Raw genomic sequence first — 19,259 nt, forward strand, 5'->3', positions numbered from 1 at the left:
AACAGCTCAGTCACGCCGTCGTTTCGACTCGTCGGTCCGGAACAGGCGCTGGACGAAGTTTTCCAGCGCCTGGAATACACCCTCCACACCGAAGCCGGCGATGAACGACAGCGCCGAACCCGACAGCGCCCAGGCATCGAGCAGCCCCTTGGATTCGCCGGGTGCCGCGCCGGAAGGGCTGATGAAGAGGCCAATGCATGCGCCGATCGTGCCGCCCAGCGCCAGTTGCAGCAGCGCCAGCGTGGAGTCGCGCGGCGACAGCATGCTTTCGCGCATCCGTTCCCACAAGCGCCGCACCACCGCGGCACCCGCACCCAGCACGCCATAGGCCAGCGGCAGGAACGATGTGCCTACCACGAGCGTGACGATGCGCGCCATTTCCTCCGTGCCGCGCCGGCGCACATTCAACTCTTCCGGATCGGTCGTGGGCACCGGCTCGGCGTCATGGAACAAGCCGTAGAAACTTCGCCAGGGGGCCAGCCATTCGCGCAGGTTCAGCCGCACGGCGCGGCGCTCCTCCCGCAGGGCGTCGGCCCGCTGGCAGACCTGGTACTCCTCGGTGGTACGGTAGCGCGGCTTGCCGTCCGGCCCCGCCAGCGTGCAGAAGCGCACCGGTTCCGGATCGCGCGCCAGCCTGCCCTTGGCCTCGGCCGCCATCAGCCGCGCGCGCTCGTCGGCCGCGTACTTCAGCTCGGCGGTGGAAATCTCGGCGCGCAACGCGGTCGTGCTGGTGCGCACCGCATCGAGGTGCTCGAGAATGACGTTGCCGGCCGCCACGTGCCACGACAGCGCGCACGTCAGCGTCAATGAACCCAGCAGGAACAGCACGAGCCACAGCATGCGGCGGTTGAAATTGATGGCCACGCCGATCAGGCCCGGATACGCATAGCGCGCCAGCGTGACGCGGGTGGGCTTGTCCCACAGCGGGCCGCCCTGCCCCGCTGCGCCGGCGCGGCCGGGGCCTCGTGGTCATGCCGCTTGAAGAGATCGCACAGCAGGCGGCGCAGCGCGTTCATCTTCTTGCGCCGGTCTTCCTCGCCCACCACGAGGATCGTGAACGCCACCGACAGCCCGGTGGCCGGGCGCGCCACCGCGTTCAGCATGTCTTTCGCGCGCATCAGGGCCACGGCTTGGCTCAGGCGCAGCTCGGGGTCGGTGGCGGGCGCCAGTCCGATCTCGCAGATGGTGCGGATGATCAGCGCCGGGTCGGCGCCCGTTTCGTCGCGCAGGCTCTTGTCCCAGCGGCCGGAGATATGGTCGAGCAGGAGAAAGACTTCATACAGCTCGCGCACGAAGATGAATTCCTCGAGCCGCAGCCTTTCGCCGCCGCCCTGCGCTCCGCCGGGTACGCGCTCGTCGTCGGTTGCGGCCATGGCATCCTCCACCGTGCTGGTGGATCGATTCTACGCCTGGCTTCCACTTCAAAACCGGTGACAGACGCAATGCCATGCAGTTAGCAACACTGGATGCTGCCAGCGTTGTTACCGCGCTGGTGTCAGACACTTTTTCCGGATGTATCTCCCGGAAAAGGTGTCTGACACCGGTGTTCGCATGATGTTGCTGTTTTTGCACGGAGAACCGGTGTCGCACACTTTTCCCGGATAAATCGACCGGGAAAAATGTCCGACACCAGACACGAATCGGCACGGCCCGGCGCCATCGGATTTTAAGTCCGGTGCGTCTCCCTATTCGGCCACAGTCGTCACAACCGGTTCTCGTCCACCCTCAAAGCCCCGGTTGGTACTGCCGCTCCAGGTTCTTCAGCACGTCTTGCTTATAGAACAGCACGTCCTTGAACTCGCCCCGCGCATACATTTCCGCCTGGTCGTTGAAATGCGGCGATGCGGGATCGCCACTTTGCCCGCCAGCCAGGATGCTCTTCGCGCGGATCCGCGGCCCGAACTCGACAGCGGCCACGAAACTGTTGCCGCGCTCGCCATAGATGCGCTTCGTGGTCTGCTGCGACGTCATCCCGTAGGCCGCCAGCGCCCCCCAATTGCCGGAGGCATACGGCACGGGGATGCTCGGCTTGCTGTCGTCGAACGGCTGCACAATATCCCCCGTAAGGCGCTGGAAACGGTTGATCTCACCCCATGGCGTGCGCCAGGTCCCGAAGGCGTTCTGCAGTTTGGCCGACGCACGCGTCAACGCCTCGAGCCGCTGGATGGCGGTCAGCCGCCGTTCGACGTATTCAAGCACGGGCATGCCGGCCTCCTTGGCCGCCACGTCATAGGTCTTGACGAGATCCTGCAGCCAGTAGATGCCGAGCGACGTCGCCACGGAGGTCAGCGAATAGCGCATGTCCCAGTCGCGCAACTCGGCGATTTGACTGCCCAGGCCAGCCTTTTGCAGCGCGCTGGCCGGCGTTTCGTCGTAGGCGCGCAGCAGCAGCGGCAGCAGCGGTTCGAACGCCGTCAGCTTGCTGTCATAGGCCGCCGCGATCAGTGACTCCAGCGTGAAGTCCGCCTTGTTCTCCAGCACGCGCACGGCATGAATGCCGCGCGCATTTTCCGGATTCATCGACATATAGGCCGGATAATCCTGCTGGCGCGGGCTGTAGGGCCCGGCCGCCGAGTAGGGCCAGTTGTTCGTGTTCTGGATCCAGCCATTCTTCGGGTTGAACAGGCGGATGGTCTCCTCCACCGTGTGCAGTCCCTTCCAGTCGGTGGCAGGGTCGCTGCCGTCGACAGGCTTCGTGAAATCAAAGCGCGGATCGCGCTTCGGCACGAAATTGCCGTGGAAGTAGGCGATATTGCCGTCCGCATCCGCATACACGGTGTTGTTCGACGAATTGGTGCGCAGTTCCATCGCCTTCCAGAAGGCCTTGTAGTCGCGCGCCTTGGTGCGCAGGTAGGACTGCTGCAGCGCCTTCAGCGGCTCGTTCATCAGCGCGACCGACACCCACTTGTCGCCCTCGCGCCGCACGACCGGCCCATGGTGCGTAAAGTAGGCGGTGACCTTCTTTTCCGCCATTCCGCCCGCCACCTTGAATGGCAGCGTGATCGCGACTTCCTTCACCGGCCGCAGCTCGCCGCCATACTTGTACCAGTACTTGCCATCTTTTTTGATGACCGTCTCAAGGAACTCGTCGATGACGTCGCCGCCGCCGGACGTGTGCATCCACCCCAGCCGGTCATTGAACCCCTGGTAGACGAAGAACTGGCCCCACGTGACGGCGCCATAGGCATTCAGGCCCGCCTCGCTGACCACATGGATCTCGGGGCGGAAATAAAACGACGTGTGCGGGTTGATCATCAATAGCGCATTGCCGCTCTTGCTGATCTTCGGCGCGATGGCGAAACCGTTCGAGCCGCCGGGTTCCTTCATGAGAGAGGCAGCGGGGCGCGCTTGCGCCATCACGGGTATGTCCTCGTAAAACATCTTGAGCAGCTTGACATCGACTTCCTCGATGTCGCCGCCGATGCTGCCTTCCGAGAAACTGAGCGCCATCCACGGCTCGAAGCGCGTGATCAGCGCAGGGCGCACCTGCGGATGCGTGTGCAGGTACCAGTTCAAGCCATCGGCCCACGCGGTCATCAAGGATTTGAGCCACGCGGGGCTGGCCTTGTACTGCGCCTGCAGCTCGTCCGGCCGGATGAAAAGTTTCATCCGCAGGTCGTCATACAGCGCCTTTTCGCCCTCGACCTCGGCCATGCGGCCCAGCGCCGTAATGAAATTGCGCTCGACGCGCCGGAAATCGTCTTCCGCCTGCGCATAGAGCATGCCGAATACCGCATCCGCGTCCGTCTTGCCATACACGTGCGGGATGCCCCATTTGTCGCGCAGGATCGTCACCCGCTTGGCCTGCGCCTGCAGGCGCAGCACCTCGGCGGCATCGAGTTTTGCGGCCGGCTGGCCGGCCGGAGCCGCCAGTACGGTCGCAGACATTGAAGCAAACGTCACGCATGCAAGTACGGCGGCGGTTCTCGGCATATCGGGCCTTTCGATGGTTGGTTACGACGCGTCGACGAGCTGGTCGATGCGCTCGCGCAGCTCGGCGTTTTCGGCCCGCAGCGCCGCGTTCTTCGCCTTCAGCTCGGCGACTTCGGCGCGCAGGTGTTCCACTTCGGTCAGCGGCTGGTCCGGCTGCGACGGCGGTTCACCGCCGTCTTCCCACGGCGCCGGCTTTGCCGGCTTCACGGGGCGCGACGCCGCACGCTGCTCGCGCACTTCCTTCGCAGCCTGCTGCAGCGACTTCTTGCCGCCGGCGACCGCATTGACCTGCTCTTCGGCCGGCAGCGTTGCGACGGTGGCAGCCGCATTGATCGAGATGGTACCGGTGCGAACGGCTTCCACGAGTTCCGGCGTGGCCGTCTTCTGAATCTTCTCGATCTGCGAAATGGTATTGCTGGACAAGCGCGCGGCGCGGGCGATGTCCTCGCGCGACGTACGCACCTTCGGCACGGCTGCTGCATCGATGTCGGAATCGGGCGGCGTGATGGCCGCATCCTCGGCCTTGATGCGCGCGGCATCTTCCTCGATGCGCTTGGCGAGGATGTCCTTCTTGCGCAGCGCGAGCACGCCGCGCTGGAAGTCCGACACGCTGCGCCGGCCCAGGTGATTATCGATCATCCACAGCATCACGTCTTCCATACTCTGGAAGCGCTCGTTCTGCACGACCTTGAAGGGAATGCCGTGCTGCTGGCAGATGGCATAGCGGTTATGGCCGTCGACGAGCACGTCGCCCCACAGCACGAGCGCATCGCGGCACCCTTCGGCCAGCAGGCTGCGCTCCAGCGCCTCGTGCTCGGCCTCGGTGAGGGGCTCGATGTACGCGCGCAGCATGTCATTGATCTGGATTTGCATGATTGGTGTTCCTTGAAAAAGCAAGCGGCACGCGCGAGGCGTGCCGTTCAGCATGCTACACCAATTGAAAGGACTTGCGAAAGCCCTTCAATTTCCAGCACTTTTGCGATACCGAATATTGCCGGGAAAGTGCGGAGAGGGCCGGGCTTGTGGCGCCCTGGCTGGAATCGAATCGGCACGACCTTGCGGTCGATGGATTTAAAGGTGTGCAATTATTTCATGCAAAGGGCAATACAAATACAACTTGCAACACTTTGTGCTGATCAACGGCAACCGCGCGCACTTTTTACGTATAGTTACAGCTTGATTTACCTGCAAGCTAATTCCATCATGAAAGTCATTCGCGGAGATTGATTATGAGAAACTACACCAATCAGCTGGCATATCTTATTGCACTGTCGACACCAATGCTCGCTTCAGCAACGACAACAATGGCCCTGACGAGCAGCCCGCTTCAGTTTTCGGTAACCGATTTGGATCCGCATGACGGAATAGTGAGCAATATTTCAGACATTACGTATCATGCGGATATACAAACTGGGGTTCAAGCTGTTCCCTCATACTTCAATTCCGCTTCAGCATACGAACTGGGGGAAGCACACGCAGTAACTGGCTCCTCGGTCTGGGGGACCAGCGCAGCAAGTGCGACTGGGGTGTTCGGGGAATTTCAGCAGTCGTTCACGACGTCGAGCCGATTCGCTGAAGCGAACGACTTTACACAAAAGTTTTGGTCATCAGTATTCCAGGACTATAACTTTATCCTTACAGGGAACACGCGTGTTGATGTAACCGGATACATAACGCTGACTGTCGATGCGACGCACGAACTTGGTACCGACAATTTGGAAAACTTCGCCTTCATTGGCCTTTTTGATTGGGCCACATTTCCGACCTACGATCAGGCGATCAGCTTTAACACCAGTACTCCAGGGCACTACGCGCAAGAATACGAAATCAGCTTGTCAATTGAAAACACCGTAATTCATAACAACCACATTAACATCGTTCTATCCAGCAATTTGACTACGTATAATCGCGGAAGCGTACCTCAAGTTCCTGAGCCGGCGACGGTGATGATGTTGACTGGCGGCTTCCCCTTCGCCGTATGGGCAGCGCGCAGGCGTAAAATACTCACCGCCTGAAAGGTGGTTACTGCGACCACGTGCTTGTTTCGGGGACGCTGCTGCGATCTCAGCAAAGTGCTGTGGTGGAGCGGCGATGGCCCATGCCTGCTGTGCAAGCGTCTGAAATATGGGCGTCCTAACTGGCCTCAGGCGAGCAGCGGCACCGTCACGCTGGCACTTGCGCAGCTTTCAATGTCGCTTGAACTATTGTCTGACGCCGACCGGAACGCACTTGGCGACCGGATTCGGCCTTGTCGCACTATGGGCCGCGTAAGCTTGGCGGCATGCTTGACGCCGCCGACCTGCCCGACGATATCGCGGCTTTGAAGGCCATACTGCTAGCCAGCGAAGCGCCTGCTGCATGCATGGAGACACCGCAGAGCAGAGCGAATCGCTTGGCGCCTCTGACCGCCGAACTGTCGAGGCGTGACGCCGAGATCGGCAGTTGAGGCTGGTATTGGCTAAGCAGGCGGCGCATGCAATTTCGCCGCAGCTCTGAAAAGCTGATCAGCAGATCGAATAACTGGAGCTCCAGCTGGAAGACCTCGAAGCGGAGAAGCTGTCGCAGAGAACCAGACACCTCCAGAGGTGGCGCTTCGCAAGAAAGCCGAACGCAAGCCGCTGCCACCCGCATCTGCCGCCCTACCGCCAAGGCGCGAACTATGGCCGAGAAGGTGTGGAGCTTCAAGGCAGCTTGCTGGCGCTGCACATAACAATCACGGCCTGCCTCTGACGAAGATCGAGCTGCCCGGCGCATTCGATCGTCCGCAGGGCTGCGGCTAGGCTTCACCCGAACTGGCAGAGGAAATCGGACATTACCAGTCACGCCGCCTGCGCGAAAGCTGGTACCGGCAAGTACGGATCGCACGGCGCGGCAGTCCCAAAAGATCAGCTCGCCACACCGCTGAGAACATGACAGGCACTATACCCGGCACCGGCACGGCAAGGTGGAGACGCCGAGAAGGTCATCTCTGCGGAACTGGAGTGCGATCTGTTGACGGTGAGCGCTTCGCTGCAAACCCGCATGAACGCTGGTGCCCCGGGCCGGAATCGAACCGGCACGCCCTTGCAGGCAACGGATTTTAAGTCCGGTGTGTCTACCAATTTCACCACCGGGGCACAGAGCCCGGCATTATGACATGCTTGCAGGCTAACTTCCAGAGCAACCGGACACGCTCCCTTATTCGTGAGATGTCGATGTCTTTAACGAATAACTCAGGCTTACGCCGCAATGCCATGCCGGCACGATCGGGCCGCGTGGCTGGAATAGCTCGCCGAAGTTCTCGGCAAGCTGCCCGTCGCAAAAAAGCCTGGATCGCGTAGCAGCCCGCCCTTCAGGGCGGCAGGATTGGGGCCCGTCGGCGAGTTGGAGCAGGAACGTCCTCCTAGACGCGATACCTGATGTTATTGCCCGCACCTCTGTCTATGATCGTCGGAGGCATGCGCTTCGTCACCGTTCGCCGGAGATCATAAGGGAATATCTGTGCATTGGACATGCCCAGCGCTCCTCAGAGCAATCACGAGATCCTGGCAGTTGTACTGAGCGGTTCCTGTCCAGTCGCCTCTTGTCGCAGCTACCACCCCGACCGCGCTGATCACCTCCCCCAGTGTCCTGGCCGGATTCAATGTCAGCGTTTCAAGCTTCCCATCGGACCTACCCGGAGATTCGCGTTGTACAGCACCGAGTACCCGACCTCCATCAGGTCCACCTTGATCGAATGTGCGTCGCCTGTCAGGTAAAGTTCCTAATGCGCCTCCTGGACATCATCGAATCTGTAGATCCTGATCTCGTGTATCACGCTGGCGAGATTGCCAAGGCCAAGGGCCCCTGGATTAACCGCTACTGCATGCGGGGCGTGATTCACGGCCGCTGCATTTCCTGACATATCCCGCGCATGATCGGCAAGAAATTTCTCCTTCTCGCGTTGCCGCAACGATGACCGCTGTTTATCTGGCTTCCATGAGGACGATGAATGCGATCAGTCCTTCGCCTCGCAATCACAACCCCTCCATGCACCTGAACTGCTCCAGCACCCCACGCCGGAACGGATTCACCACGCTGCTGGCTGTCATCTCGAAGACCGCCTTTTTCCCATCCACGTCGAACGTCACCCGATACCGTTCGCTCTGAGCGGTCGTCTCCACCGTGCCCGCATCGAGCATGCGCAGCCACGCCCAGGGCCCCTCCTTGCGCAATGCGCCCTGCGCGGCGGGCGGTGTCGCGTCCAGCTGCACCACCCCAGTGCCCTTCCCGCTCGGCACCTGGAATGTCGCGGTCCCCATAGCCCCGGGCGCCACGGCCAGTGGCTGACCATCGATGTCCAACGTCAGCTTGGTGATCGCCGGATCGAGCGACACGGGCCGCAGCGCGAAGCGCATCGAGGCAAGCTGCCCACCACCACCGAACCACGCGTCGCGAATGCGGGCGGCGCGCTGGAATTCGTCGAGCGTGCCCTGCGAAATGCCCAGTGCAGCATTGCCGGCGGTCGGGCGCCAGCGCCACTGGCTGCCGCTCATGTCCACGTATTGCGCGAGATTCTTCTGGAAGAAGTCGTCGATCATGCCGCCCGGCGCGAACAGCTTGCCGAAGTCCTCGGCGGGAATGTCGGCCGCGGCGCCGCGCCGGATCGGGTAGCGGCCGGCCACGGCCTGGCGGCAGAACGTGGCCGGGCCGGCGCGCCACAAGGCGTTCAGGCGTTCGCGTTCGCCGCCCGAGGCCAGCCCGGCGCCGCTGCTGTCGAGTGCCTTCAGCATGCCGGCCAGGGGTTCCGGCTTGCCGTCCGCTTCCAGGCGCACCTTGGCCAGCGCGTCGGCTGGCGGCGGTGGCGCGCCGGTGCGTTTGGCTGATGCAGCGGCGTCCAGGAAGACGGCGACATCCTTCAGCAACGCCAGCGTTGCGTCGAGTGGTGGCGGGGTGCCGGCGGTCAGCTTGTGGAGGGCATCGAAATGTTCGTCGACGGGGTGCATGGCCGGCGCGCCGGCGGGGGCGGCCGGCGTGCCGAGTGCGCCCTGCAGGCGCTTCGTATAGGTGCCCAGCTTGCGCATCACGCCCGCGGCGGCCGCGGGCAGCGCGTCGGGCTTGGCGGCGCCGCCCAGCGTGGTTTCCCGGCTGGCGGCCAGTAAAAACTTGCGCAGCGGGGAATCGGCGCCGCCCAGCAGGTTCGTTACCCGCGCGCCCTGCTCCATCGTGTCGAATGGCCGCACCGCCACGTCGGCCAGCAAGGCGTCCCATTGCGCGATGTAGTCATCGTAGTAGAGGCGCAGCACGGCTTGCTGCATGGCGGCGGCATCGCCGCCGGCTGCTTCCTGCCGCGCCAGCACCCAGCGCTCGGCGGCCACGTCCGACAGCGCCTCCTTGCCCGCTTCGAGGAAGCGCGCGTGGCCGGCCACGGTGAACATGCCGTTGATGCCGCGCGTGAGCGGCTCGCCGCTGCGCCGCGCCAGCACGGACGCCGCTTGCGGGCCACCGGCGCTGACGGCCGAGAATTCCTGCAGGCCGCTGGCCATCACCTGCCGCTTCAGGCTTGCATACACGCGCTGCTCCAGCGGCATTTGCGCCAGCGCCAGGCGCGTCTCGCCAACCAGGTCGCCATCGAGCCGCGGCATCGCTTGCCCTTCCTTGAGGTTTTCCAGCAGCGCTTCCTGGTGCGCCACAAGGGCGCGCAGGCCATCTTCGCCGAGGCCGGCCTGGGCCTGCGGGTTGTCCCATGCCAGCCAGCCGGCCACCGATTCGGTATCGAAGCGGGCCGGGTCGCCCAGCATCAGATAGACCCTGAGCGTTTCGTACAGCGTGTCGGCATCGCCAGCGTTGCCGCGCCGCAGCCGCTCCTCCATCCGCTGCTGCACGCGCGGCAGCAGCGTTTCCTGCAGCAGGCGGCGGTAGGCAATGCGGGCCGCCTCACCGAGCTTGTCGCCCTGGTACAGGCCGAAGCGCATCGACCAGGGTGGCGACTGCTCCCGCTCCGCATAGCCGCCGGGCAGCGCGCGGGCCGCGTCCAGCAGCGGCAGGAACGGCCCGCCCGCCGCCACGCGCTTCGCCAGGTCGGCCGTGCGGGCCGCCATCTCTTTGACATAGGCGCCGTTGCGCAGGTAGCTGCCGACCATGCCGGCGGCCGTCAGCACGAACAGCAGCACGGCGCCGCCCAGCGCACCCCATTGCAGCCAGCGGCGGCGGCGCTCCAGCGCATGGTTGACGCCGGCCATTTCCGCTTCCGGGAACATCACGTCGCGCAGTACCCGCGTGAGGAAGTAACTGCGGCCTTCCAGCCCTTCCGGCCCACCCGCGCCATGCGGCGCGAGCACCTGGCGATCGACGCCGAACGAGGCGGCCAGCGCGCTCATCACCCGGTCCAGCGGCGTGCCCTCCTGCGTGCCGCTGCTGAAGTACACGCCGCGCAGCAGCGCGCCGGGCTCGAAGCGGTTCGGCTCGAACACGTCCTTTAAAAACGCATTGAGCTCGTCGCGGATGCCGGCGAACTGCTGGGGAAAGCGGTAGATCAGTGCGCGCCGCTCAGGGTCGCGCTCCTGCTGCATGCGGGCCAGCACACGGCCCTGCAGGCGCTGTTCGAGCAGGTCGAATTCGCCCGAAAAGGCCGCCAGTGCGGCCGCCACCGAGACATCGGGTTTTCCCGCTTCGGGCGGGAACGTCATGCCCCATGCCTGGCCGCGCTCTTCACGGCTCAACGTGTCGAAGAACTCGACGAAGCCGGCCAGCAGGTCGCACTTGGTGACCAGCACGTACACGGGAAAGCGCAGGCCCAGTTGCTCGTGCAGCTCCTTCAGGCGGGCGCGCAGCGCGGCCACATGCGCGGCTCGCCCGGCCTCATCGCGGCGCAGCATGTCGGTCACCGACAGGGCCAGGATCACGCCATTGATGGGGCGCCGGCGGCGGTGCTTTCGCAGCAGTTGCAGGAAGCCGGTCCATGCGGCACTGTCCGCCTCGGCATTGCTGTCCTGGGTCGTGTAGCGGCCCGCCGTGTCGAGCAGCACCGCGTCGTCGGTGAACCACCAGTCGCAATAGCGGGTGCCGCCGATGCCACCGATCGCCCCCTTGCCCATGACGCCGGCCAGCGGGAATTTCAGCCCGGAACGCGTGAGCGCGGTGGTCTTGCCCGTGCCGGGCGCACCGATGATCATGTACCACGGCAGCTGGTAGAGCCCGCCCCGACCACCCGTTTTCGACTTGCGCAGGATCGCCAGCGATTCGCGCATGCGCGTCGTGAGTTCGGCCAGCTCGGCCTGCGTTTCCGGCGTCTCCTTTGTTCCCTCGGCGCCGGCCGGCTTGTTCTGCGCCGCGAGGCTTTCCATCAGCCGCAGGTTGGCCAGCTTCACAGCCAGCCGCTTGCCGCCGAACCAGAGCGCCCACAGCAGCAGCAGCGCCAGGATCCAGTACCAGCGCACCCGTTCCGATGCAAAGGGCGCACTGCCGTCGAACGACAGCAGCGGTGCCTCGAACCAGATCACCAGCGCCAGCAACAGCACGCCCAGCAACGCCAGCACGGGCGGCTTGACCAGCCAGCGGAACAGCTTTTTCATGGAGGCTCCTCGCTACAGGGTGGGTGCCGGTGTGGCGACGATGATTTCCACGCGCCGGTTGCGGGCCCGGTTGGCCGGCGTGTCGTTCGGCACGCGCGGCGCGGCCTCGCCATGACCCTCGACTTCGTAGCGCGCGGGCGGGCCGGCGCGCGCGGCCAGCAGGCCGCGCACCGTTTCCGCGCGGGCGCGCGACAATTCGTAGTTCGACGGGAACCTCGCGGAAAGGCCGGGCCGCACATTGTCCGTGTGCCCCACCACCAGCACCTTGCCCGGCACCGTGGCCAACGCGTCGCCGATGCGGCCCAGCAGTGCCAGGTGCGCCGGCGCCACTTCGCCGCTGCCCGATGCGAACACGCCGTCGCCGCGCAGCGTGATCGTGGAGCGCCCACCGCTGTCGACCACGCTGACGAGGCCCAGGGCGATTTCCGGCGCCAGGAAGCCGGCCAGGTGGGCGGGCCGCGCCGGGACGGGCATTGGCGCAGGCGCCGCAGCCGGCGGACGTGCCGCCTTCAGCGACAGCAGGTTGGCGAACACGGGATCGGAAGCATGGCCCAGCCGGTAGGACAGGGTCAGGTGCAGTAACAGCAGCAGCGTGGCGCCGGCCGCCGCGACGATCCACACGGGCACGGCGCGCCACAACGGTTCCCCCTTGCCGCCCTGGCCCTGCCAGTGCACGGACAACTCCGGCGCGGCGGTTCCCCGCTCCCGTTCGATCATCTGCAACAGGCGATCGCGCAGCGTATCGAGCTGGCTCCGGCCGTTTTCCATCACGCGGTAACGGCCTTCGAAACCCAGCGCGAGGCAGACATACATCAGTTCCAGCGCAGGCAGGCTGGCCTTCGGGTTCTGGCTCAGCTTTTGCAAGATGAGAAAGAACTTCTCGCCGCCGAACGCCTCGTTATGGAAGGTCACGAGCAGGCTGCGGCTGGGCCATGCGCCGCCGCCCCACGGCGTGGAGGCGATGGTTTCATCGAGCAGCGTGCACAATGCGTAACGTGCCGCCGCGATCAGCTCATGGTCGACCTGCGCCGCCCGCACCGTCGTTTCAAAATTGCGTACCGCCTGCACGAGGCTCACGCGCAAGCCTTCCACGTCGGGATGGGACGCCATGCGGCGCAGCGGCGGCACCAGGTCCAGCAAGGGATTGGCCGCCTGAACGAGCGGATTCAGGCCGGCACCATGCAGGTGGACGGGGCCGGCGGGCCGCGATGCCGGCGATGGCGGCACCGTCGCCGGCCCCGCGGTCCCCTCGCGCGGCAGCAGGGATGGCGGTTGCACAGGCTGTTGTTGCGCCGCTGGCTGCGTGGGGGGCCGCGGCACGAGCATCGTGCGGTCCGAGTCGGGCAACGGATGGTCGGATTCACTGGCAGTCACGGTATCGCCCCTGTCAAATCGACGGCGGCCGGCGGTGCATGCCGCGCATCGCCGCCGTCCATCGCTTCCTTACTTGCGGATGGCCCAGAATTCCATTTGCAGGCCCGGATATTCGTTCGGCACGTGCATGGCGAATCCGGCCGACGTCAGCAGGGGGCGCCAGTATTCGCTGTTGCGGTCCAGTTCAAAGTACGTGTACCCGGCGTGGAAGGGCAACTGGCGTGGCGCCACGGGCAGTGCGCGCAGCGCGATGCCGGGCAGTTGCAGGTTGACGAGGTCGCGGATCTTTTCGACCGAGCCGATTTTCACCATGGCCGGGAAACCGGTGCGCACCGCCTCCGGGGGCACCTGCGCATTCACCGCCAGCACGAACGTGGCCGAGCGCAGCAGCTCCGGATCGGGCACCACGGCCACGCGCAGGCCGAACTGGCGCTCTTCCAGCTTCAGCGCCACCGCGTGCGGATCGATCACCTGCGACAGCGCGGTGCGCACGTCGTCCATCAGCGGCTGGAAGCTTTCGGCCAGCCGGTCGTGCCGGTAGGTCGGATACCCGTTGGCCAGCTTGTCGGGCCGGCTGAACGTGGCCAGTTCGCCCGCCAGCCGCGCCACCTCGGTGTACAGCGCCTCGGGGTGCAGGCCCGTCATACCGGCCAGGTGCGTGAACAGGGGCAGGCTGCGATTGAGCAATTGCAGCATCAGGAAGTCGGCGATTTCTGCGGCGCCGCCCACGCCCGGCTGGCTCAGGCGGCTGGCCAGCGCCTGGGCGCGCTGCCCCAGCAGGCCCACCAGCTCGTCCGCGAAGGCGCCCAGCCGGGGTGCCGCGCGGTAATCGAGGCATGGCGGGCAATAGGCCGCATCGAGCACGACGCGGTTGTCCGGCCGCCGCTCGATCACGCGCGCAACGCCAAGGGTCGTCCAGCCATTGGCCACGTCGCGCGCCAGCGCCAGCCGCAGGCGCAGGCTGCCCACCTGCATGAGCGCCGCGTTATCGAGCCCGTTGCTGTCCATCGCCTCGTACTCGACCGCCTGGTAGCGGGCAAAGTTCTCCGGATCCGCGCGGCTCTCCGGGCTGTCGCTCGTCTCGGCGATGCCGGGCCGCCGCACCGGCAGGGCCAGCACCACCAGCATGTCGCGCGCATCCTCGGGGATATGCAGCGGCATGGGCAGCATGTCGTCCTGCGGCAGCACCAGCGTGGTACCGTCCGGCAGCACGGCGCTGCACGACGGCAGTGCCAGCTTGCCCTGCGCCAGCAGGCCCTCGTCGATGACGAGCGAGGAGAAGCCCCATGAATAGGCGCGCACGCCGGCGACACGCGCCTCGATCACGCTGTGCAGGTAGCGGTCATGCTGCTGCAGGTGTTGCGGCTGCAGCAGCATGCCCTCCGACCAGACCACTTTACGATTCCACGACATCTTGCCCCGCTCTGTCCAGGTGAATGTTCAGCGGCCGGCCGCGAAGGCCAGCCTCGCTTGCCAACCTCATTTGCCAACCTCACGCAGGCGCCGCACCTGTTCCTCGTAGGCCACGGCGAACGCCTCGCCGAACAGGCGCTGGAAATCCTCGTCCGCCTCCACGGCCAGCCGGTCGTACAGTTCCACCATCCGGTCCCACATCCGCGCCTTGCGGTTTCCCGTGAATACCTTGTCCAGCACGCCCGGTTCCTGCAGCCGTTCCTCGATCGCCTGCGGGTCGAAGCGGCGCAGCACCCCGGCGAGCGCCGCACGCGTGCCCGCCATCACCGCCAGCTCGTGGGCGCGCAGATCGACAAACGCGCCGGCGAAGGCCTGCTGCGGCGCCAGGTAACCCGGCAACGGCCCTTGCAGCATGTTCGTCAGTGCGGTCGACGCGTCTGGGAAGAATTTCAACGGGTTGTTTGCCTGCGGCGCGATCATCGTCATTTCCACGCGGCTTTCGCGCTTCGTCAGGGTGCGCGCCATCAGCGCAGCGATGGTGCCCGCCGTTGCTTCGCGCAGCATCGCGCCGGCCAGCTCCGCCAGTTGCTCCGCGTCGTGCCGGCTGTGCAGCTCCGGCACGCCCAGGCCCCGGAGCAGCGCCTGCAGGACCCGGCTGTCGTCGGCCGCCGGCGCTGGCGCGGACGCGGCGCGAACCGGCGCCGCCGGGACGGGCGCGGGCGCGGGCGCCGGCTCGCGTGGCGGCGCGGACACCACGGGCGCCTGCACGGGTGGCCGCACGAGTTCCGTCACGGCCTCCAACGCGGGTGCCTGCACGGGCGCCTGCACCGGTGCCTGCTCGGCCACCGGGGCCGGCTGGACAGCGGTAGCCGGCGGCGCGGCGTGTTGCGCGGGCACGGGCGCGGGCTGCCATGGCGCCGGCGCCCGTGGCGCGGCTGGCGCCAGCAGGTCCGCCAGCGGATCGTAATCATGTGGAATGGCCGGCGCCGCCGAGGCGGCAGGCTGCGGCATCACGAATGCTGCCTGTTCCGGCGGTGCGTGGTCGCTCTCAGCGCCCCGGTAGCCCTGGCCCGGCGGCCGCGCAGCTGGCGGTGCAAGGTTCAGGCCGAGCGGATCGGCGCCCGGGTCGAAGTCGCTGGCGAACAGGCCATCCACGTTCATGATGCCGGCCGACGCGAGAGGATCGGCCGCATGGCCGAACAGCGGCACCGGGGGTGTTGCGGGTTCCCGCAGCGTCGGTTCCGCGTCCACCGGTGCGGGGACGGGTACGGGCGCCGGCGCGGGCTCCGGCTCCACGGTGGCGACCAGCGAGTAGTCGCCGATATCGATCCGCTCGCCCCCGGTCAGCCTGACCTGTCCGGCCGACCCCAGCAACTGCCCGTTGACGAGGCTGGGATTGCTGCCGATATCGACCAGGTACCACCCGCCATCGCGAAACTCCACGCGGGCGTGGGCACGGGAGATGTACTTGGTGGGATCGTCGAGCACCAGGTCGCTGCCGGCGGCCCGCCCCACCACGCCATCGCGGTCGAAGCGCCGTCCGACGGGCGGCACCGGTGCGGCGCCGCGGTAGGTATGAACGTCGAGGGAGATCGGCATCGCAGTCCTAACGGTAGGAATCAACGCGAACAACGGGGCCAGCGCGCCGCCTGGAAAAGCGGGGTTGGTGCAAACGATTATAGCGCCGCATCGCAGTGATAATCATGCCTCCCCCACTTCTTTCAGGTAGCGTGCACGCTCCGTGCTGTCGGGCACATGGTCGGCCAGCAGGCGATGGAATTCGGCGCGGTCGACGGCCACCTTCGATGCGCGCTTGACGAGCACCCTGGCGATCGGCCCGATGAAGGTGGCCAGGCGCCGCTGCGTCGCTTCCAGGAATTCAGGCGACAGCTGCGCCGCGAGCGTGCCCGGGCCGGGCGCCGCGTGCGTGCCCGAAGCCAGCAGGCCCGACCCGCCCTTTCCCGTGGCCGTCGCCGTCGACGTCGATGCCGGCCCGTGCCGGCCGCGGATGTCGCGCACGCTGTCGCGGAACCGCGTGCGCCCCTGCTCGGTGTCGATATGGGGCAGCAGCCGCGCCACCAGGTCGTCGATATCGGCCGCTTCCCTGCCGGCGCCCTTCAGCAGCACCTTGGCCATCGGCCCGACCTCGCTGGACAGCGCTGTCTGCAGCGCCGGCGCCATGGCCGCCAGCCAGGATGGTGCGCCGGTCGCCGTCTGCCCGGGCTGCGACAGCGGGCGCGGTGGCTCGATCCCGGCCGGCGGGCGCTGCAAGGCGAGCACCGTGCGCTCGTTGTCCTCGTCCGTCAGCGGCCGGCCGCCGTTGTGCTGCAGGTGCGCGTCGGCCAGCGCATCGGCGAAGGCCTGCGCCGTGGGAAAGCGCTCCGCGGCGTCCTTGGCCAGCGCCCGCCGCACGACCGCATCGAAGGCCGGGTGCAGGCCGGCGCAGCGGGTACTGGGCGGCGCCGGCTCGTCATGCAGCACCTGGCAGATCACTTCCGACGCGGTGCCGGCAAAGGGCCGTGTACCCGTCAGCATCTGGTACAGCACCACGCCGGCCGAGAAGATATCGGCCCTTCCATCCACCGGCCTGCCGTGCAGCTGTTCAGGCGCCATGTAGGAAGGCGTGCCCACCACCGCGCCCACTTGGGTCAGCGTCGATGCCTCCAGCCGGGCGATGCCGAAATCGGTGATCTTGACCTGGGCATCGCTGGCCACGAGGATGTTGGCGGGCTTGATGTCGCGGTGCACCACGCCGCGCCCATGGGCATAGCCCAGCCCCCGCAGCAGCTGCGCCATGCAGGCCATGGCGGCGTTCAGCGCCATCGGCACGTCGCGCGCCAGGAACGCGGTCAGCGGCGTGCCCTCCACGTATTCCATGGCGATGTAGGCGGTATCGCCTTCCTCGCCGAAATCGTAGACCGTGACGACGTTCGGGTGCAGCAGGCGGCCCGACGCCTGGGCCTCGTTGCGAAAACGCGCCACCAGCTCGCCGGCCTGCGCGCCGTCGAGGCATTCGCGGCGTATCGTCTTCAGCGCCACGGTGCGCGCGATGCGGGTGTCGAACGCCCGGTACACGACGCCCATCGCCCCCGTGCCCAGCACCCCTTCGATGCGGTATCTGCCGATCGTCTCCGCCATGGTTCCCCTGTTTCCGCTCATCCGACCTTACTCGTCCAGCATCTTCATCGCACTGGCCAGGCTGGTGCGCATGCGGTTGAACGAGCGGGCCAGCGTGCTCAGTTCGTCGTTGCCCCGCACCGCCACTTCATCGGCCTCGAAATTACCCATGCTGACCTGGTCCGCCACCGTGGCCAGGCGCCGGATGCGGCGCGTGACGAACAGGTGCACCATCACGTTCAGGGCCACGAACACGGCGAGAAAGACGCCGGCCAGCGACAGCATGAACGTGCGGAAGATGGTATCGGCGCGCCGCAGCGGCACGGTCATCGGCACAGACACCACCTGCGCCCCGATCACCTCGTTCAGCTTCCAGCCGAAGCCGTTGTTCGGTCCGTAGATGTCGACCATCGTCTTCGGCGCCATGGCGGCGGTCGTATGGCAGGACAGGCAGGCCGGATCCTTGATCTGCAGCGGGCGCGCAATGTACAGGCTGCGCCCGGTCGGCGTATCGCGCTCGCCGATGAATTCCTTCAGCTCGGCCCGGCGGCGCAGCGCCTGCACGATGTCCACTTCCCAGTCGGCGGCCTTGTCGCGCAAGTTCGTCGGGTTCAGCGTTGCTTCCTTGTACGTGAAATCGGGATACGATTTCAGGATCACGTTCATCGTTTCCACCGCCGAATACGAAGGCACCGATTGCGGGTGGAACTGGAACTTCATCTGGTTGCGCAGCAGCGGCGCGATCTGCCCGGCCGTGTACCCGCGCACGCTCATCGCCGCCTCCAGCAACAGGCGGGCATTCTGCAGCGTTTCCTGCCGCGCACTGCGCTGCAGCAGCCGGTCGGCCACGACGCCGGCGGCGATGAAACCGACCGCGAAGATCGACACGAACACGAGATTGAACTTGGCGGCGATGGAAAGTCTCATCGATGTCTTTCGGTCATTTGCATGCATGCACGACGGTTCATCAAAACAGTTCGGCCGCTGGCCGCGGCGCGGCCGGGCGCCTGTGCGGCTGCGACCCTGGCTGCGACCCTGGCTGCGACCCTGGCTGCAAATCTTGCTGCAATACCGGCCGCCACCCGGTGCTGGCGCCGAATTCCGCTTCGAGGGCGCCGCGGAATGCCGGGTCGGCCAGGCGCGGCCGGAATCGCGCCACGAACCCCTTGCGCAGCGGCGCCGGCGCCCGCAGCCATTCGGCCACATCCGCGAAGGCTGCCTCGCGCTCCTTCACGGGCGCCACCTTGCCGCCCTTCGCCGCGGCCGGTGCCGGCACCAGCGCATCACGAAACGCCGGCGGCAGCGCCGCGAGGAAACCGGCTGCCGGCCGGCCCACCACCGGCTTGTCCGCCACGAACGTGCCGAACTGCTCGCTTGCCAGCTTGACAGGCGTGGCAGGCTTGCCCTTGCCGCCGGGGCGCGTCGCCTGCAGCGCGCCTTCCTCGGCAAACACGGCGGCGTTGTCGCCGTGGTGGTGCACGATGGCCACTCCGGCGGGCAACGTGACCTGCAGCGTGGGCGCGACGATGCGCGCGCCACCGGGCGCGGCCACCTTCACCCAGCCCCGCAACAGCGCGACGTCGATGCCGCCGTTGCCGGGCAGTCGCGCCAGCAGCAGGCGCGTGTCCGGCCCCAGCGCCATGATTGCCCGTCCCGCCTCGACCTGCGCGCCGGCACCGGCCGTTTCCAGGATATCGTCCTGCCGCACGGCGCTGCCGGCAGGCGCCCGGTACACCGTTGCGCCGCGGATGAGGCGCAACGGCCCGTCGGCCATCGACACGACCGCCGCCGGCGCCGGCTGCGCAGCCGTGCCGGCGCCGGATGCGCCGAGCAGCGCGGCCAGGGCGAGGTTCGCAAGGGAAGCGGAAAGAACGCCGTGTCGCATGGGTG

General features: G+C 66.4%; 13 protein-coding genes and 1 tRNA gene. 2 read left to right on the top strand and 12 right to left on the bottom strand.

Features of this window, described 5'->3' with window-relative positions; all coding sequences use genetic code 11:
- Positions 1–6 precede the first annotated feature (6 nt).
- The 4 genes from EWM63_RS30070 to EWM63_RS30085 form a co-directional block, all read right to left on the bottom strand.
- Positions 7–864 carry a hypothetical protein gene (locus EWM63_RS30070; RefSeq protein WP_130189798.1) on the bottom strand — a complete coding sequence of 286 codons (858 nt, stop codon included), beginning with the start codon at positions 862–864 and terminating at the stop codon, positions 7–9.
- A 5-nt stretch (positions 865–869) separates the two neighbouring features.
- Positions 870–1,373 carry a hypothetical protein gene (locus EWM63_RS30075; RefSeq protein ID WP_130189799.1) on the bottom strand — a complete coding sequence of 168 codons (504 nt, stop codon included), beginning with the start codon at positions 1,371–1,373 and terminating at the stop codon, positions 870–872.
- Between the two features lie 352 nt (positions 1,374–1,725).
- On the bottom strand, positions 1,726–3,888 hold the full coding sequence (locus tag EWM63_RS30080; protein ID WP_165390993.1) for an acylase: 2,163 nt from the start codon (positions 3,886–3,888) through the stop codon (positions 1,726–1,728).
- A 66-nt stretch (positions 3,889–3,954) separates the two neighbouring features.
- Complete coding sequence (locus tag EWM63_RS30085) at positions 3,955–4,806, bottom strand: hypothetical protein (protein WP_130189801.1); 852 nt, start codon at positions 4,804–4,806, stop codon at positions 3,955–3,957.
- A gap of 356 nt (positions 4,807–5,162) precedes the next feature.
- Between EWM63_RS30085 and EWM63_RS30090 the strand changes: the two genes are divergently transcribed.
- Both EWM63_RS30090 and tnpB read left to right on the top strand, forming a co-directional pair.
- Complete coding sequence (locus EWM63_RS30090) at positions 5,163–5,948, top strand: PEP-CTERM sorting domain-containing protein (RefSeq protein WP_130189802.1); 786 nt, start codon at positions 5,163–5,165, stop codon at positions 5,946–5,948.
- Between the two features lie 3 nt (positions 5,949–5,951).
- Positions 5,952–6,257, top strand: a complete 306-nt coding sequence (gene tnpB, locus EWM63_RS33155; protein ID WP_130189803.1) for an IS66 family insertion sequence element accessory protein TnpB — start codon at positions 5,952–5,954, stop codon at positions 6,255–6,257.
- 705 nt (positions 6,258–6,962) lie between these two features.
- Here tnpB and EWM63_RS30100 read toward each other — a convergent pair.
- From EWM63_RS30100 to EWM63_RS30135, 8 genes are all read right to left on the bottom strand, one after another.
- Positions 6,963–7,049: transfer RNA gene (locus tag EWM63_RS30100), tRNA-Leu, on the bottom strand.
- 879 nt (positions 7,050–7,928) lie between these two features.
- Positions 7,929–11,465 (bottom strand): type VI secretion system membrane subunit TssM, encoded by a 3,537-nt coding sequence (tssM, locus tag EWM63_RS30105; RefSeq protein WP_130189804.1) that lies wholly within the window; start codon positions 11,463–11,465, stop codon positions 7,929–7,931.
- Positions 11,466–11,477: 12 nt separating this feature from the next.
- Positions 11,478–12,839, bottom strand: coding sequence for a type IVB secretion system protein IcmH/DotU (gene icmH / locus EWM63_RS30110; protein WP_229487601.1), 1,362 nt, complete (start codon positions 12,837–12,839; stop codon positions 11,478–11,480).
- A gap of 69 nt (positions 12,840–12,908) precedes the next feature.
- Entirely contained in the window at positions 12,909–14,252 is a 1,344-nt protein-coding gene (tssK, locus tag EWM63_RS30115) for a type VI secretion system baseplate subunit TssK (protein WP_130189805.1), read from the bottom strand.
- Between the two features lie 66 nt (positions 14,253–14,318).
- Complete coding sequence (tagH, locus tag EWM63_RS30120; RefSeq protein ID WP_130189806.1) at positions 14,319–15,851, bottom strand: type VI secretion system-associated FHA domain protein TagH; 1,533 nt, start codon at positions 15,849–15,851, stop codon at positions 14,319–14,321.
- 102 nt (positions 15,852–15,953) lie between these two features.
- Positions 15,954–17,390 (bottom strand): serine/threonine-protein kinase, encoded by a 1,437-nt coding sequence (locus EWM63_RS30125; RefSeq protein ID WP_165390995.1) that lies wholly within the window; start codon positions 17,388–17,390, stop codon positions 15,954–15,956.
- Between the two features lie 27 nt (positions 17,391–17,417).
- Positions 17,418–18,296 (bottom strand): Tll0287-like domain-containing protein, encoded by an 879-nt coding sequence (locus EWM63_RS30130; RefSeq protein ID WP_130189808.1) that lies wholly within the window; start codon positions 18,294–18,296, stop codon positions 17,418–17,420.
- Between the two features lie 40 nt (positions 18,297–18,336).
- Positions 18,337–19,254, bottom strand: coding sequence for a hypothetical protein (locus EWM63_RS30135; RefSeq protein ID WP_130189809.1), 918 nt, complete (start codon positions 19,252–19,254; stop codon positions 18,337–18,339).
- Positions 19,255–19,259 lie beyond the last annotated feature (5 nt).

The sequence above is a fragment of the Pseudoduganella lutea genome (assembly GCF_004209755.1).
Taxonomy (GTDB): Bacteria; Pseudomonadota; Gammaproteobacteria; order Burkholderiales; family Burkholderiaceae_D; genus Rugamonas; species Rugamonas lutea.

What these genes read in the sequence shown, in the direction of transcription:
- tssK (WP_130189805.1), bottom strand. Translation starts at nt 14,252, where the DNA reads ATGTCGTGGAATCGTAAAGTGGTCTGGTCGGAGGGCATGCTGCTGCAG.
- EWM63_RS30090 (WP_130189802.1), top strand. Translation starts at nt 5,163, where the DNA reads ATGAGAAACTACACCAATCAGCTGGCATATCTTATTGCACTGTCGACA.
- EWM63_RS30075 (WP_130189799.1), bottom strand. Translation starts at nt 1,373, where the DNA reads ATGGCCGCAACCGACGACGAGCGCGTACCCGGCGGAGCGCAGGGCGGC.
- EWM63_RS30135 (WP_130189809.1), bottom strand. Translation starts at nt 19,254, where the DNA reads ATGCGACACGGCGTTCTTTCCGCTTCCCTTGCGAACCTCGCCCTGGCC.
- tssM (WP_130189804.1), bottom strand. Translation starts at nt 11,465, where the DNA reads ATGAAAAAGCTGTTCCGCTGGCTGGTCAAGCCGCCCGTGCTGGCGTTG.
- EWM63_RS30080 (WP_165390993.1), bottom strand. Translation starts at nt 3,888, where the DNA reads ATGTCTGCGACCGTACTGGCGGCTCCGGCCGGCCAGCCGGCCGCAAAA.
- EWM63_RS30130 (WP_130189808.1), bottom strand. Translation starts at nt 18,296, where the DNA reads ATGAGACTTTCCATCGCCGCCAAGTTCAATCTCGTGTTCGTGTCGATC.
- tagH (WP_130189806.1), bottom strand. Translation starts at nt 15,851, where the DNA reads ATGCCGATCTCCCTCGACGTTCATACCTACCGCGGCGCCGCACCGGTG.
- EWM63_RS30085 (WP_130189801.1), bottom strand. Translation starts at nt 4,806, where the DNA reads ATGCAAATCCAGATCAATGACATGCTGCGCGCGTACATCGAGCCCCTC.
- EWM63_RS30125 (WP_165390995.1), bottom strand. Translation starts at nt 17,390, where the DNA reads ATGGCGGAGACGATCGGCAGATACCGCATCGAAGGGGTGCTGGGCACG.